Here is a 15,252-nt window from a genome sequence, read left to right on the forward strand (position 1 = left end):
CTTATTTACTCCCCAGAGAGGCCAGCCAGTTGCGCCAGCCGCCAAATTCGGTAATTTCCAGCGCCTGCGACAGCACCGCCGGTTCACAGATAAAGCCTTTGACGATGCGTCCGTCGGCCAGCGTCAGCGAGCCAATGCCGAGCGGGGCCGGGATTTCCGCCACGAACTCGCCAAAGCGCGCCAGCGGGATATCCCACAGTTCCACGGTGATTGCCGCACCGCTGTCGCTACGCAGCAGGCCCGGCTTCTTAATCGGGCCATCGAGCAGGGCGAACAGACGGTAATGGCTGGCGGTTTGCGTCTCTTCGACCAGCACCGCCTGGCGCGTGGTGAGCTGGAAGTTGAGCGGCATGCCGGTGAGATGCGCACCCACCACCGCCACGCGGACGTGATCGGCGGAAACCGGCAATGCGCCTTGCTGAGCAGGCTGCGCCTTGCCGGTGGCACCGAGCGGCAGCGCCATCTGCTGCTGCCAGCGCAGGCCAAAACCAGCCAGCGCGTGATCGTGCCACGCAGGCGCAATCAGCGTGATGCCGGCAGGCAAACCATCGGCGCGGAACGGTGCAGGCAGCGCCAGCGCGCTGAGATCGGCCAGGTTGGTGAAATTGGTGTAGGTGCCGAACTGCGAGTTGTAGTGCACCGGCTCCTGCTGCATTTCGTCCAGCGTATGGATGGTTGGCGAGGTGGGCACCACCAGCGCATCGAACTGCGCCAGCGTTTGCTGAATCTGGCGCGTCAGTTCGGCGCGCAGGTATTCCGCCTGATAGGCTTCGACTGCGGTGTATTTCAGGCCGCTGCTGACGATGCCGTACACCACCGGATCCATCTCTTCCGGGCGGTTGATCATCTCGCCCACCGCCACGGTGCGTTCGGCAACCCACGGACCGTAATAGAGCTGTTCGGCGAGTTGATGGAACAGGGAAAAATCGATCGGATGCAGCGTGGCGCCGCCGGCCTGCAATTGCTCCAGCGCCGCCAGCCAAGCCGCTTCGGCTTGCTTGTCGCCGAAGAATTCAGGCGTGGCGGGAATGGCGAAATCGGGCTGCGCTTTGAAGCTGGCTGGCGCGGTGTGCGGATTGCTGCGCGAATAGGCATCGCCCGCGTCGTAGCCGCCCGCTGCGGTGGCCACCGCGAAGGCATCTTCGACGGTTAACGCGAACACGGAAATGGTGTCATTGAGGCGGCAAGCCGGCACCACGCCGCTGGCAGAGAACCAACCTTTGGTCGGCTTGAGGCCAACGATGTTGTTGAAACCGGCGGGCACGCGGCCCGAACCGGCGGTGTCGGTGCCGAGCGAGAAGCCCACCAGACCGCGCGCCAGCACCGACGCAGAACCGGAGCTGGAGCCGCCGCTGACGTAATCAGGATTGAAGGTGTTGCTCACGGCACCAAACGGCGAACGCGTGCCGACTAAGCCGGTGGCGTATTGGTCGAGGTTGGTTTTGCCAATCACCACCGCGCCTGCTGCTTTGAGTTGCGCGACAACAAAGGCATCGGCTTCGGCGGTGTAGGTGAAGGCCGGGCAGGCGGCGCTGGTCGGCCAGCCAGCGACATCAATATTATCTTTTACCGCAAACGGCACACCAAACAGCGGCAGCGCCGCCGGGTTGCGCTGATAGCTCGCCAGCAGCGGTTCAATCTGTGCCTGCAGCTGCGCGGGCGTGGCAAGATAGAGCCACGCGTTATCCTGCGCGTCGAGGGCGTCGAGATGAGCCGCCAGCAAGGCGGTAATCTGTTGTGGATCCTGTTGGTAACTGCGTTGCCAATCCTGGAGCGTAAAGCCAAAGGTCGATGCCATGAGTGAATTCCAACTGGTATACAAGATGGAATTCAACAGAGCAAAGCGCGTGCCATTTTTGTAAGCCGATGAAACCGCGTAGTTAATTGATGTGTAATACGTTTTTCTGATGATAAATTGCACAACGGCGGCGCAAACGCTGCGCAACGGCGGTGCGCGAGCGTAAATTTTGTGAAGAACATGGCAAGAGACGGTTGGCCTGGTTAGCATGAAAGAAATCTGGCATGAGCTGGATCGCAGCACTGAGAGGAGAGCGTAATGGAGAAGTGGCGTTACTGGATGCTAGGGATCTGTCTGGCCAGCACGGCCAGCAGCGTATGGGCCGATTCGCTGGATCAGCAGCGACAGCGCTATGCGCAAATCAAGCAAGCCTGGGATAACAAACAGATGGACCAGGTGACGCAGCTGATGCCGACGCTGCAGGATTATCCGCTCTACCCGTATCTGCAATATCGCCTGCTGGCGCAGGATCTCGATCAAGAGACGCCGCTGGCGGTGAAGAACTTTATTCAACAGTATCCTACGCTGCCACCGGCACGCTCGCTCTCAACGCGCTTTGTGAATGTGCTGGCGAACCGTCAGGATTGGCAGGGCGTACTCAGCTTCAGCCCGGATGAACCGAAACCGGTGCAGGCGCGCTGTAACTGGTATTACGCTAAGTGGGCGACCGGCCAGCAGCAGGCGGCGTTTGCCGGTGCGAAAGAGATTTGGCTGCGCGGCACTGCGTTACCGAACGACTGCGACAAGCTGTTTTCGGTATGGCAAGCCAGCGGGCAACTCTCGCCGATCACCATTCTCGAGCGTATTCGTCTGGCGATGAAAGCCGGTAACGACAGCCTGGTGAATTACCTGGCGAAAATGCTGCCGGCGGATTATCAAACCACCGCCAGCGCGCTGATTGCGCTGCAGCAGAATCCGCAAACCGTCACCACCTTTGCCAGCAGCATGGGACCCACCGATTTCACCCGAATGGCGACCAGCTACGCCTTCGCCCGCGTGGCGCGTGAGGATATGGATAACGCGCGCATGATGATCCCGCAGCTGGTGCAGGCGCAGAAGATGAGCCAGGCCGATGAGCAGGACCTGAAAGAGACCGTGGTGTGGCGCATGATGGGCGCGGATCTCACCAGCGAGCAGGCGCGCTGGCGTGATGCGGTGGTGATGAACAGCGAATCTACCGCGCTGGTGGAGCGCCGCGTACGCCTGGCGCTGAGCCAGAACGATCGTCGTGGTCTCAATACCTGGATCGCGCGTTTGCCGGTGGAAGCCAAAGAGAAAGATGAGTGGCAATACTGGCAGGCGGATCTGCTGATTTCGCAGGGCCGTAAAGAGGAAGCCAACGATATTCTGCGGAAGCTGATGCAGGCGCGCGGCTTCTATCCGATGGTCGCGGCGCAGCGTTTGGGCGTGGAGTATCCGTTGCAGGTCGACAAAGCTCCGGCAGCCGACAGCAGCGTGACGCAAGGTGCGGAAATGGCGCGCGTGCGTGAGCTGATGTATTGGGGGCTGGATAACCTGGCACGCAGCGAGTGGGCCAATCTGATCTCCAGCAAAACCCGTTCGCAGCAGCAGATGCTGGCGCGTTACGCTAACGAGCAGGATTGGTGGGATCTCAGCGTGCAGGCCACCATCACCGCGAAAATGTGGGATAGCCTGAAAGAGCGCTTCCCGCTGGCATGGCAAAACCTTTACCAGCAATACACCAGCGACAAAGGCATTCCGCAGAGTTATGCGATGGCGATTTCACGCCAGGAGAGCGCGTGGAATCCGAAAGCGCGTTCACCGGTGGGCGCCAGCGGATTGATGCAGGTGATGCCCGCTACGGCGACGCATACCGTGAAGATGTATAACATTCCCGGCTATGTGAACAGCAGCCAGCTGCTGGATCCGCAGACCAATATTCAGATCGGTACGCAGTATCTGGAGTATGTCTATCAGCAGTTTGGTCAGAACCGAATCTTCTCTTCGGCCGCCTATAATGCCGGTCCGGGACGCGTGCGCAGCTGGCAGAAAACCAGCGGCGGTAATTTGGATGCGGTGGCGTTTATCGAAACCATCCCGTTCTCCGAAACGCGTGGCTACGTGAAAAACGTGCTGGCCTACGATGCCTATTACCGCTACTTCATGGGCAAGCCGGACAAGATTCTCGCCGACAGTGAGTGGAATCGCCTGTATTGACTGTGCTATGCTTCTGTACTCGTTAATGAGTACGGAAGCCCTTCATGAGCCAACCCCTTTCTTCCCAGCCGGAATCGGCTCAGCCTGTTGAAGATAACTGGCTGCGATTTATCGAACTGATGCAAAATGCCTTTGCCGATGGCGTGGCGCTGCCGTTATTACAACTGATGATGACGCCGGATGAACGTGAATCCTACGGGACGCGTTTGCGCATTATTGAAGAGCTGATGAACGGCGATATGAGCCAGCGTGAACTGAAGAACGAGTTGGGCGTTGGCATCGCCACCATTACGCGCGGGTCTAATAGTCTGAAAGAGGCGCCGCCAGAGCTAAAACGCTGGCTGGAAGCGCGTCTTGGCCGCGGTTAACGCTGGCTGTAGAGCGGATGGGTGAACGGACACAGCGCCAGAATCAGCGCCTGATGGTAGACGCTGGAGCGGCTCAGGAGGCCGTGGGTAAGGGCACCAATCGCGCCACCTTTGTGTTTGATATTCTCCACGCCGGTTAAGCGTGCCATCTCATCACCCAGTTCATGCCCGGCAGCCAAGCCTGCCACGACAATCGGCGGCAGCGTAAAGCTGGCCGAACGTGATTCTCCGCGCTGCTGCGCGTTTTCAATCACCATCCAGGCAAAGGCGCAATCGCCTTCGATTCCCGCTTCGATCGCCACCCAGTAATCGGCCCGTGGACGCGTTTGACGCGCGTTCTCTACCCGCTGACGTGCGCCAGTTCGCGTTTCAACATCACTAAGTGGCTGGGCTGCGACGCCGCTCTCGACCTCAACCCCTTCGATGTGGCAGGATCCTTCGCCGAAAACGTCGTTGAACGCCTGAGCAATCGCGCGAATTTTTGCCGGGTTGATGGTGGCTGCGACAACATGGTACATAATTGTTTGAACCCTCGAGGCAAATTTGTCGCAGTATAACGGAAATTAAGCATGCTACAGGTCTATCTTGTTCGTCACGGTGAAACGGTATGGAATGCGGCTCGGCGCATTCAGGGGCAGTCTGACAGCCCGTTAACGGAAAAAGGTGAGCAGCAGGCTCAGCAAGTGGGCGAGCGAGTGAAATCGCTGGGCATTACCCATGTGATTGCCAGCGATTTGGGACGGACGCGGCGTACGGCAGAGATTATCGCCGATGCGTGTGGCTGCACCGTGACGCTTGATGCGCGTCTGCGCGAGCTCAATATGGGCTGCCTGGAACAACGTCCACTCGATGGCTTAACCGAAGAAGAGGAACACTGGCGGAAAACGCTGGTGGATGGCACCACTGCTGGACGTATTCCGGGTGGCGAATCGATGGCGGAGATGGCGACGCGGATGCACGAAGCGCTGAATGCACTGCTGGAGCTGCCTGCCGGCAGCCGTCCGCTGATTGTCAGCCACGGGATGGCGCTGGGCGTGTTGGTCAGTACCATTCTCGGTTTGCCTGCGCATGCGGAACGTCGTTTGCGTCTGCGGAATTGCTCGATCTCGCGCGTGGATCATCAGCAGAGCGCGTGGCTGGCGGCCGGTTGGGTAGTTGAGACGGCGGGCGATGTGTCGCATCTGGATGCGCCAGCGTTAGACGAGCTTCAACGCTAAGCCAAAATAAAAATGCCGTCGCGATGACGGCATTTTTTTATTAGTTATTCTGTTGGCGAATCGGAATCAGGTATTCGCAGCGGATTTCCGTTGGCGGCTCGCTACGTTTTTTACCCCCGTGCGTGTAGAAACGCTCGATGTCCTGTCCCTGACGACGCACTAATCCCAGCGTTGGCATACAAGTGCCGTACAGCAGCAGGATAAATTCACCCAGCGCGCTGCGCGCACCGTTGTAGGTGAACTGCACGTAATCACCGGCTTCCACAATCACGCTCTGATTCGACTGCATGCTTTTTGCCAGCTGATCGGCAGGCACCGCAGTGGTGTAAAGAATCTCCTGCTCATCATCTTTCTCATGGCTGGCGCGCACCTGATGCAAGCCATACAGCACCGGCGGCACCGTGTCGGTTTCCAGCAGGAACTGCTTCCAGAAATGCAGGCGCATCTCATCGCGATAGCTGGAAATCTGCTCCAGCGTACAGGAGTAACTCTGCGTCTGGCCGACCAACACCGTTTCTGGCAGCGTGACAAACTGCGCTTCCGGCATGCTGTTATTGTCGAGACGAATTGGCGGGCGAATGCCAAACGAGTTCCACTCCGATGAGCGACGATACCAGGCAGGCGTTTGGTTGAATTGCTTTTTAAACGCACGGGTAAAGGTCTGCTGCGAATCGAAGCGATATTGTAACGCGATGTCGAGGATGGGGCGGCTGGTCAGGCGAAGCGCCACCGCGGCTTTCGACAGCCGACGCGCGCGAATGTACGCACCAATCGCGTGGCTGGTTACTTCCTTGAACATCCGCTGTAAATGCCACTTGGAGTAGCCTGCTTTCTGCGCAACGTTATCTAATGAAAGCGGTTGATCCAGATGGCTCTCCAGCCAGACAAGCAAATCGCGAATGATACCGGCTTGGTCCATAAAACATCCTCATAACTCTCTGGTGGCGCAACTATGAAGTCGTCGAATAATAGCACGAAATGCACAAAAGCGTGGGGGCGGTTTGCTAATCGAGTGTGCTAAGTCAAAGCGGGTTAAAACCCTTTTAGGTTTGGTTCTCTGTTCGATTGACAGTACATTACATTCTCATCTATTCGATTGGCAATGGTAACTCAATGACAATAGCTCGTATTCTTATAATCACGTTGGCAACATATGTATTCAGTGCTGGCGTTCAGGCCGAAGAGATCGGCTCAGTTGACACGGTATTCAAGATATTTGGCCCCGATCATAAGATCGTGGTAGAAGCCTTCGATGACCCCGACGTAAAAAATGTAACCTGTTATATCAGCCGGGCAAAAACCGGCGGTATTAAAGGGGGATTAGGTTTGGCGGAAGACACGTCCGACGCGGCCATCTCCTGTCAACAGGTGGGACCGGTAGAGCTTAGCGAGAAAATCGCACAAGGCAAGGCGCAAGGTGAAGTGGTGTTCAAAAAACGCACATCACTGGTGTTTAAGAAGCTGCAGGTGGTGCGCTTCTTTGACCAAAAACGTCATGCGCTGGTGTACCTAAGCTATTCCGACAAGGTGGTGGATGGATCGCCGAAGAATGCGCTGAGCGCCGTGCCGATTATGCCGTGGCATTAATGCAGGCATAAAAAAACGCCCTCACGGGCGTTTTTTCTTTCAACGCTTAATCCTGCAGTTCGCCGCAGAAGCGGTAACCTTCGCCGTGAATGGTGGCGATGATTTCTGGCGTGTCTGGCGTGGATTCGAAATGCTTACGGATGCGGCGGATGGTGACATCCACGGTACGGTCATGCGGCTTCAGCTCGCGGCCGGTCATCTTCTTCAGCAAGTCACCACGCGTCTGGATTTTGCCAGGGTTTTCACAGAAGTGCAGCATGGCGCGGAATTCACTGCGCGGCAGCTTGTACTGGTCGCCGTTCGGACTGATCAGTGAGCGGCTGTTGATATCCAGCTCCCAACCGTTGAAGCGATAGCTTTCAACGGTACGGCGTTCTTCACTTGGCATCGCCAGATTCATGGTGCGCGACAGCAAATTGCGTGCACGAATCGTCAACTCACGCGGGTTGAACGGTTTGGTGATGTAATCATCGGCACCGATTTCCAGACCGAGGATTTTATCCACTTCATTATCACGGCCGGTAAGGAACATCAGCGCGACGTTTGCTTGCTCACGCAATTCGCGCGCCAACAGCAAACCGTTTTTACCTGGCAGGTTGATATCCATAATCACCAGATTGACGTCATTTTCCGTCAAAACCTGATGCATCTCGGCGCCGTCGGTGGCTTCATAGACCACGTAACCTTCTGCCTCAAAGATACTTTTGAGGGTGTTACGCGTGACCAGTTCGTCTTCAACGATAAGAATGTGCGGGGTCTGCATGTTTCGCTACCTAAAATTTGCCAACAAATCGAAAACAGGGCGTACGTCGGTTACGCTAATGTGCTGCAACCGGTATACGAAATAATCTTCGGAATACACCATCCATCTACGTCAACTTCAGTGTTAGCTCAGCCAGTCAGGATGGATATTTGCACGCCCCGAGGATCTCGGACAGGCGCTCATCCTAACCGTATTAACAGCAACCTAACAGCACCAACAACAACCGATAAGCATAAAAACAACGCTTCGTTGACTTATATCAAATGCAAGTGTAGCACGTTAACACTTTTATGAAAAACTTCTCCAGGATTGCTAGTTTAGCTCACAAAATGCAGCATTTTTGCTACATTTCGTCCTTATAAAACCAAAACTAAAACACGCAGGAAATTATATTTCAATGATATGAAAGAAAAGGGTTTTATATTCAATAGGTCCGATAATTTTGCTTATGCCCGCTAATTTCCACTACAGCTGGATTTATCCCTCTTTTAACATCGTTAACATCTTATTTTCTCCTCTAGCCGCAGTTGGTATTTTCTCTCCTGCATGCCAACATAATGCGAGTTGTTAACAGTTCGATGGAAAAATCATGCATTTCCCCTTAATCCTTGTCTCTCCCGCTCGTCCGGAAAATATCGGTGCGGCTGCTCGCGCTATGAAAACCATGGGATTTAGCGAGCTGCGCATTGTCGCCAGCGATGCCTGGCAAGATCCCGCAGCACGCCGAGTGGCGCACGGCGCCGGTGAGATCCTCGATAACGTCAAAACCTACGCCACGCTGAGCGAGGCGCTCAAGGATGTCGATTTTTCCGTAGCGACCACCGCACGTAGCCGCGCGAAATTCCGCTATTACGCTACGCCCAGCCAGGTTGAAAACATCCTGCAGGAGAAGCGCCAATGGCTGAGCCGCATCGCGTTGGTGTTTGGCCGTGAAGACAGCGGCTTAACCAATGAAGAGCTGGAGCAGGTCGATCTGTTAACCGGCATTCCGATGGCCAATGATTATCCGTCGCTGAATCTCGGTCAGGCAGTGATGGTGTATTGCTATCAGCTGTCGGCGCTCAATCAGATTGCGGCTGAGACCGCAGAAGTGGCGAATGAGCAGCAGTTGCAGGCATTGCGCCAGCGCTTTCATCAGTTGCTGGTCAAGCTGGATGTGAGTGATGACGTCAAAATGGCGGACTGGATCGATCAGCGCATCGGCCTGCTGGAACAGCGTGACAGCGCCATGCTGCATCGTTTGTTACACGACGTAGAAAAAAAACTTATAGATAATTGCTCGAATAAATCCTGAGATGCTAGTGACTGATGCGGCAATCCGCCGCATCTCCTGAACGATCGCGATAATTTTTGCCTCAGCAAGCGCAGCACTGCGCAACGCCAGGGACGGCGCGGCTAAGACAAATTCGTTGACTTAACGTGCGCTTTGCTTTACTTCTGGAAGGCAGACGGACAAGACAAAGACAGACAGAAAAAAATCTAAATGCGTAAACTCAGCCTGAACACCACAATTATTATTACCACCACCATTACCACAGGTAACGGTGCGGGCTGACGCATACAGGAAAAACAAAGAAAAAAGCCCGCACCTAAACAGTGCGGGCTTTTTTTTCGGCAAAAATTCAGGAGAGCTTCAAATATGCGAGTGCTGAAATTCGGCGGAACCTCAGTAGCCAATGCGGAACGTTTTCTCCGTGTGGCGGATATTCTGGAAAGCAATGCACAACAGGGACAGGTTGCGACCGTACTCTCTGCACCAGCAAAAATTACCAATCATCTGGTGGCGATGATTGAGAAAACCATCAGCGGCCTGGACACGTTGCCGAATATCAGCGATGCCGAACGTATTTTTGCCGATCTGTTGCAAGGCTTGCGTGATGCGCAGCCGGGATTTGATTATGACGGACTGAAAACCCGCGTTGAACTGGAATTTGCACAGCTGAAACAAGTGCTGCACGGCATCAGCTTGCTGGGCCAATGTCCGGACGCTGTGAATGCCGCCATCATCTGCCGTGGCGAAAAGCTGTCGATTGCTATTATGGAAGCGCTGCTGCAGGCGCGCGGCCACAAAGTTACCGTTATCGATCCGGTGGAGAAGCTGCTGGCGATTGGTCATTACCTTGAATCCACCGTTGATATCGCCGAATCCACGCGTCGCATCGCCGCCAGCCAGATCCCAGCCGATCACTTTATCCTGATGGCCGGTTTCACCGCCGGTAATGAGAAGGGCGAACTGGTGGTGCTGGGCCGCAACGGTTCTGACTACTCCGCCGCCGTGTTGGCTGCGTGTTTGCGCGCTGATTGCTGTGAAATCTGGACCGATGTTGACGGCGTTTATACCTGCGACCCGCGCCAGGTACCTGATGCGCGCTTACTGAAATCGATGTCGTATCAGGAAGCAATGGAGCTCTCCTACTTCGGCGCCAAAGTCTTACACCCGCGTACCATCGCGCCCATCGCCCAGTTCCAGATTCCTTGCCTGATCAAAAACACCGCTAACCCGCAAGCGCCGGGCACCTTAATTGGTGGCGAAGGCGAGCTGGATGAGAATCCGGTGAAAGGCATTACTAACCTGAATAACATGGCGATGTTCAACGTGTCAGGTCCGGGCATGAAAGGCATGGTCGGCATGGCGGCGCGCGTTTTCGCCGCAATGTCACGCACCGGCATCTCCGTGGTGCTGATCACCCAATCCTCTTCGGAATACAGCATCAGCTTCTGCGTACCACAAAGCGAGCAGGCGCGTGCGCGTCGCGTGCTGGAAGAGGAGTTCTATCTGGAGTTGAAAGATGGCTTACTCGATCCGCTGGACGTGCTGGAACAGCTGGCGGTGATCTCGGTGGTCGGTGATGGCATGCGTACGCTGCGCGGCATCTCGGCTAAATTCTTCTCGGCGCTGGCGCGAGCCAACATCAATATCGTGGCGATTGCGCAGGGCTCGTCTGAGCGTTCCATCTCGGTGGTAGTGAGCAACGATGAAGTCACCACCGGCGTGCGAGTGGTGCATCAGATGCTGTTCGCTACCGATCAGGTCATTGAAGTGTTCGTGGTCGGCGTTGGCGGTGTGGGCGCAGCGTTGCTGGATCAGCTGCATCGCCAGCAGACGTGGCTGAAACAGAAGCACATCGATCTGCGCGTGTGCGGCATCGCTAACTCGCGGGCGCTGTTGACCAACGTACACGGTATCGATCTCAGCAACTGGAAGGCAGAACTGAACGAAGCCAAAGAGCCGTTCAATCTCGGTCGCCTGATGCGTTTGGTGAAAGAGTATCATCTGCTAAACCCGGTGATCGTCGATTGTACCTCCAGCCAGGCGGTTGCCGATCAGTATGCCGATTTCCTTGCCGAAGGTTTCCATGTCGTCACGCCGAACAAAAAGGCCAACACGTCGTCGTGGAATTATTACCAGCAGATGCGTGCAGCGGCAGCAAAATCGCGCCGTAAGTTCCTGTACGACACCAACGTTGGTGCCGGTTTGCCGGTGATCGAAAACCTGCAAAACCTGATGAATGCCGGGGATGAACTGATCAAGTTCTCCGGTATTCTCTCTGGCTCGCTCTCTTTTATCTTCGGCAAGCTTGATGAGGGCGTTTCGCTGTCGGAAGCGACCAAAATGGCGCGTGAGATGGGCTTTACCGAGCCGGATCCACGTGACGATCTTTCTGGCACCGATGTGGCGCGTAAGCTGCTGATTCTGGCGCGTGAAGCGGGGCATCAGCTGGAGCTTAGCGATATCGATATCGAACCGCTGCTGCCCGCCAGCCTGACGGAGATCGCCGACGTTGAGCAGTTTATGCAACGTCTGCCGGAGCTGGATAACGCCTTTGCCGCGCGCGTTGCCAAAGCGCGTGACGAAGGTAAAGTATTACGCTTCGTCGGCGCGATTGAAGAGGGTGGCGTCTGCAAAGTGAAGATTGACGCGGTGGACGGCAACGATCCGCTGTACAAAGTGAAGAACGGTGAGAATGCGCTGGCATTCTACAGCCGCTACTATCAGCCAATCCCGCTGGTTCTGCGTGGATATGGTGCAGGGAATGATGTCACAGCAGCGGGCGTGTTTGCTGACCTGCTGCGTACGCTGTCGTGGAAGTTGGGAGTTTGATGATGGTAAAAATTTATGCACCGGCCTCGATAGGTAACGTCAGCGTCGGCTTTGATGTGCTTGGCGCGGCGGTTTCGCCGGTGGATGGCACCTTGCTAGGTGACTGCGTTTCCGTGGAAGCCGCCGACAGCTTTAGCCTGGTGAACTCCGGGCGTTTTGTCAGCAAACTGCCGACCAATCCGCAGGAGAACATCGTTTATCAGTGCTGGGAGCGTTTTTGCCAGGCGATTGGTAAACAAGTTCCGGTGGCGATGACGCTGGAAAAGAATATGCCGATTGGTTCCGGACTCGGCTCAAGCGCCTGTTCGGTGGTTGCCGGTTTGATGGCGATGAACGAATTCTGCGGCAAACCGCTCAATGACACCGAACTGCTGGCGCTGATGGGCGAGCTGGAAGGGCGTATTTCCGGCAGCGTACACTTTGATAACGTTGCGCCCTGCTTCCTTGGCGGCGTGCAGCTGATGATTGAAGAGAACGGCATCATCAGTCAGGAGGTGCCGTGCTTTGACGAATGGCTGTGGGTGATGGCGTATCCGGGGATTAAAGTCTCCACCGCCGAAGCGCGTGCCATTCTGCCGGCACAGTACCGCAAAGAGGATGCCATTAAGCATGGCCGCCTGCTGGCAGGCTTTATTCACGCTTGTCATACGCGTCAGCCTGGGCTGGCGGCTAAACTTATGCAGGATGTTATCGCCGAGCCGTATCGCACCAAACTGCTGCCAGGCTTCGCCGATGCGCGTAAAGCGGCGCAGGATATTGGCGCGCTGGCGTGCGGCATTTCGGGCTCCGGCCCGACACTTTTCGCCGTTTGCAACGAGATGGCAACGGCACAGCGGATGGCAGACTGGCTGAGCCAGCACTATCTGCAGAATGAAGAAGGTTTCGTCCACATCTGCCGTCTTGATACGGCTGGCGCACGTAAATTGGGATAACGCATGAAACTCTACAACCTTAAGGATCACAACGAGCAGGTTAGTTTTGCTCAGGCCGTTAAACAGGGCCTCGGCTCGCAGCAAGGGCTGTTTTTCCCGCTCGAACTGCCGGAATTCGAACTGACCGATATCGATGCCATGCTGGAGATGGATTTCGTCAGCCGCAGCAGCAAAATTCTCTCTGCCTACATTGGCGATGAAATTGCAGCGCATCAGCTGGCCGAGCGCGTGAAAAACGCCTTTGCTTTCCCGGCGCCGGTGGCGAAGGTCAGCGATGATGTGGCTTGCCTCGAGCTGTTCCACGGTCCAACGCTGGCGTTCAAAGACTTTGGCGGCCGCTTTATGGCGCAGATGCTTTCCTATGTGAGCGGTGCGGATGAGCAGATCACCATTCTGACCGCCACGTCCGGCGATACCGGCGCCGCCGTGGCGCATGCCTTTTACGGCATGGAAAACGTGCGCGTGGTGATTCTCTATCCGCAGGGCAAAATCAGCCCGCTGCAGGAGAAATTGTTCTGTACGCTGGGCGGCAACATCGAAACCATCGCGGTTGAAGGCGATTTCGATGCGTGTCAGGCGTTGGTGAAACAGGCGTTTGATGATGAAGAGCTGAAAAAGGCGATTGGCCTGAACTCGGCGAACTCCATCAACATCAGCCGTCTGCTGGCGCAGATTTGCTACTACTTCGAAGCGGTAGCGCAGCTGCCACAAGAGAAGCGCAATCAGCTGGTGGTGTCGGTGCCGAGCGGTAACTTCGGTGACTTAACGGCTGGCCTGCTGGCGAAATCATTGGGTCTGCCGATCAAGCGCTTTATCGCTGCGACCAACGCGAACGATACCGTGCCGCGTTTCCTCGGCAACGGAGCATGGCAGCCAAACGCCACGGTAGCAACGCTGTCGAACGCCATGGATGTCAGCCAGCCGAACAACTGGCCGCGCGTGGAAGAGCTGTTCCGCCGCAAAACCTGGCGTTTGACCGATCTGGCGTACGGCGCGGTAACCGATGAAACCACCAAATCCACCATGCGCGAGCTGGCAGAGATTGGCTATATCTCTGAACCGCATGCGGCGATTGCTTACCGTTTGCTGCGCGACAACCTGCAGGAGGGCGAATATGGCCTGTTCCTCGGGACTGCGCATCCGGCGAAGTTCAAAGAGAGCGTGGATGAGATTCTGGGTCAGGATCTGCCGCTGCCAAAAGAGCTGGCCGAGCGCGCCGATTTGCCGCTGCTGTCGCACAACCTGAAAGGCGATTTCGCGGAGCTGCGGGCGTTTTTGCTGAAGTAAGTGCTGACTGGGGTAAGTGCTCGCTGTCCCCCATCCCGGCCTTCCCCCGCTAGCGGGGGAAGGAGACGCTGCCACATGCAGCCTCCAAACTCACATATTGCAGCATCTTCCTCCCCCATTTATGGGGGAGGACCGAGGAGGGGGGCAGCGAGCACAATCCATTGCAGCGCTTGCTGAACTATTTCTGCTCGCGGCGCTTAAACACCAGCTCGTTATCTTTACTTTCTGCCGCGTCAAAGAAATACCCATCCACATCGAACTTCTTCAACTGCGCAGGCTTGGTGAGGCGGTTCTGAATCACATAGCGGCTCATCAAACCGCGCGCTTTCTTGGCGTAGAAGCTGATGACTTTAAATTTGCCATTCTTCTCATCCAGGAATACCGGCTTGATCAGTTCGGCGTTGAGTTTCTTCGGCTTGATGGCTTTGAAATACTCATCAGATGCCAGATTGATCAGCACATCGTCGCCTTGTTCAGCAATCGCCTCGTTTAACTTCTCAGTCAGCAAATCGCCCCAAAAGCTGTAGAGATCTTTCCCGGCCGGATTCGCCAGCTTAATGCCCATCTCCAGGCGATAAGGCTGCATCAAATCGAGTGGGCGCAGCAGGCCGTAAAGACCCGACAACATGCGCAGATGCTGCTGGGCAAAGTCAAAATCGTCGTCGCTAAAAGTTTCGGCCTGCAAACCGGTATACACATCGCCTTTGAACGCCAGGATCGCCTGACGCGCATTCTCCAGCGAGAAGGGCGGCTGCCATTGGTTAAAACGATCGGCATTCAGGTGCGCCAGCTTGTCGCTAATGCCCATCAGTGAGCTGATTTGCGCCGGTGAAAGATCGCGCGCAACGTCAATTAATTGGTGTGATTTTTCTAACAGCGCCGGTTGGGTAAAACGTTGTGTCGCCAGCGGGCTTTCATAGTCCAGTGTCTTCGCTGGTGAGATAACCATCAGCATCGTGTACGTCCTCTTTGACCCGCAGGTTTATCAGGGAATTGAAGGGAAAATGTCGCAAGGAGTGT

The 15,252-nt window shown here is 55.8% G+C and carries 14 protein-coding genes and 1 other annotated feature; of the genes, 9 read left to right on the forward strand and 5 right to left on the reverse strand.

Annotated elements, in window-relative coordinates; translation table 11 throughout:
- Position 1: 1 nt before the first annotated feature.
- Positions 2-1,798: an allophanate hydrolase gene (atzF, locus tag ACFQW4_RS15295; RefSeq protein ID WP_377726053.1), complete on the reverse strand. Its 1,797-nt coding sequence runs from the start codon at positions 1,796-1,798 to the stop codon at positions 2-4.
- A gap of 258 nt (positions 1,799-2,056) precedes the next feature.
- On the opposite strand from atzF, the gene sltY reads away from it, so the two are divergent.
- The gene (gene sltY / locus ACFQW4_RS15300) at positions 2,057-3,976 is read left to right on the forward strand and encodes a murein transglycosylase (protein ID WP_377726055.1); all 1,920 of its coding nucleotides are present in this window, start codon (positions 2,057-2,059) and stop codon (positions 3,974-3,976) included.
- A gap of 44 nt (positions 3,977-4,020) precedes the next feature.
- Positions 4,021-4,344: a trp operon repressor gene (trpR, locus tag ACFQW4_RS15305; protein ID WP_101762165.1), complete on the forward strand. Its 324-nt coding sequence runs from the start codon at positions 4,021-4,023 to the stop codon at positions 4,342-4,344.
- Here the strand turns inward: trpR and yjjX are convergent.
- On the reverse strand, positions 4,341-4,862 hold the full coding sequence (gene yjjX, locus ACFQW4_RS15310) for an inosine/xanthosine triphosphatase (RefSeq protein WP_101762164.1): 522 nt from the start codon (positions 4,860-4,862) through the stop codon (positions 4,341-4,343). The two genes, trpR and yjjX, sit on opposite strands and share 4 nt — an antisense overlap.
- Before the next feature lie 51 nt (positions 4,863-4,913).
- On the opposite strand from yjjX, the gene gpmB reads away from it, so the two are divergent.
- A complete protein-coding gene (gpmB, locus tag ACFQW4_RS15315) occupies positions 4,914-5,561 on the forward strand; it encodes a 2,3-diphosphoglycerate-dependent phosphoglycerate mutase GpmB (RefSeq protein ID WP_101762163.1) in 648 nt (215 codons plus the stop codon).
- A 40-nt stretch (positions 5,562-5,601) separates the two neighbouring features.
- Here the strand turns inward: gpmB and robA are convergent, their stop codons facing one another.
- Positions 5,602-6,480 carry an MDR efflux pump AcrAB transcriptional activator RobA gene (robA, locus tag ACFQW4_RS15320; RefSeq protein ID WP_110867499.1) on the reverse strand — a complete coding sequence of 293 codons (879 nt, stop codon included), beginning with the start codon at positions 6,478-6,480 and terminating at the stop codon, positions 5,602-5,604.
- 194 nt (positions 6,481-6,674) lie between these two features.
- Here robA and creA point away from each other — a divergent pair, with 194 nt between their 5' ends.
- The gene (gene creA, locus ACFQW4_RS15325; protein WP_101762161.1) at positions 6,675-7,148 is read left to right on the forward strand and encodes a protein CreA; all 474 of its coding nucleotides are present in this window, start codon (positions 6,675-6,677) and stop codon (positions 7,146-7,148) included.
- A gap of 46 nt (positions 7,149-7,194) precedes the next feature.
- Here creA and arcA read toward each other — a convergent pair whose 3' ends face one another.
- Positions 7,195-7,911, reverse strand: a complete 717-nt coding sequence (arcA, locus tag ACFQW4_RS15330; protein ID WP_008108686.1) for a two-component system response regulator ArcA — start codon at positions 7,909-7,911, stop codon at positions 7,195-7,197.
- Positions 7,912-8,500: 589 nt separating this feature from the next.
- Here arcA and ACFQW4_RS15335 point away from each other — a divergent pair.
- The 5 genes from ACFQW4_RS15335 (at position 8,501) to thrC (ending at position 14,232) form a co-directional block, all read left to right on the forward strand.
- Positions 8,501-9,205, forward strand: coding sequence for a tRNA/rRNA methyltransferase (locus tag ACFQW4_RS15335; RefSeq protein WP_377726059.1), 705 nt, complete (start codon positions 8,501-8,503; stop codon positions 9,203-9,205).
- A 189-nt stretch (positions 9,206-9,394) separates the two neighbouring features.
- Complete coding sequence (thrL, locus tag ACFQW4_RS15340) at positions 9,395-9,466, forward strand: thr operon leader peptide (RefSeq protein ID WP_071531027.1); 72 nt, start codon at positions 9,395-9,397, stop codon at positions 9,464-9,466.
- Positions 9,402-9,524 (forward strand) — a sequence feature (Thr leader region). (Overlaps the previous gene by 65 nt.)
- Before the next feature lie 26 nt (positions 9,525-9,550).
- Complete coding sequence (gene thrA, locus ACFQW4_RS15345) at positions 9,551-12,013, forward strand: bifunctional aspartate kinase/homoserine dehydrogenase I (protein WP_110867500.1); 2,463 nt, start codon at positions 9,551-9,553, stop codon at positions 12,011-12,013.
- 2 nt (positions 12,014-12,015) lie between these two features.
- Positions 12,016-12,945 (forward strand): homoserine kinase, encoded by a 930-nt coding sequence (gene thrB / locus ACFQW4_RS15350; protein WP_137386843.1) that lies wholly within the window; start codon positions 12,016-12,018, stop codon positions 12,943-12,945.
- Between the two features lie 3 nt (positions 12,946-12,948).
- Positions 12,949-14,232: a threonine synthase gene (thrC, locus tag ACFQW4_RS15355; protein ID WP_008108676.1), complete on the forward strand. Its 1,284-nt coding sequence runs from the start codon at positions 12,949-12,951 to the stop codon at positions 14,230-14,232.
- Between the two features lie 178 nt (positions 14,233-14,410).
- Here the strand turns inward: thrC and yaaA are convergent, their stop codons facing one another.
- Positions 14,411-15,187: a peroxide stress protein YaaA gene (gene yaaA / locus ACFQW4_RS15360; protein ID WP_101762158.1), complete on the reverse strand. Its 777-nt coding sequence runs from the start codon at positions 15,185-15,187 to the stop codon at positions 14,411-14,413.
- Between the last annotated feature and the right edge of the window lie 65 nt (positions 15,188-15,252).

Origin of the sequence: Pantoea sp. GCM10028869 (assembly GCF_042666835.1) — a bacterium.
In the GTDB taxonomy this organism is placed as follows: Bacteria; Pseudomonadota; Gammaproteobacteria; order Enterobacterales; family Enterobacteriaceae; genus Pantoea; species Pantoea leporis.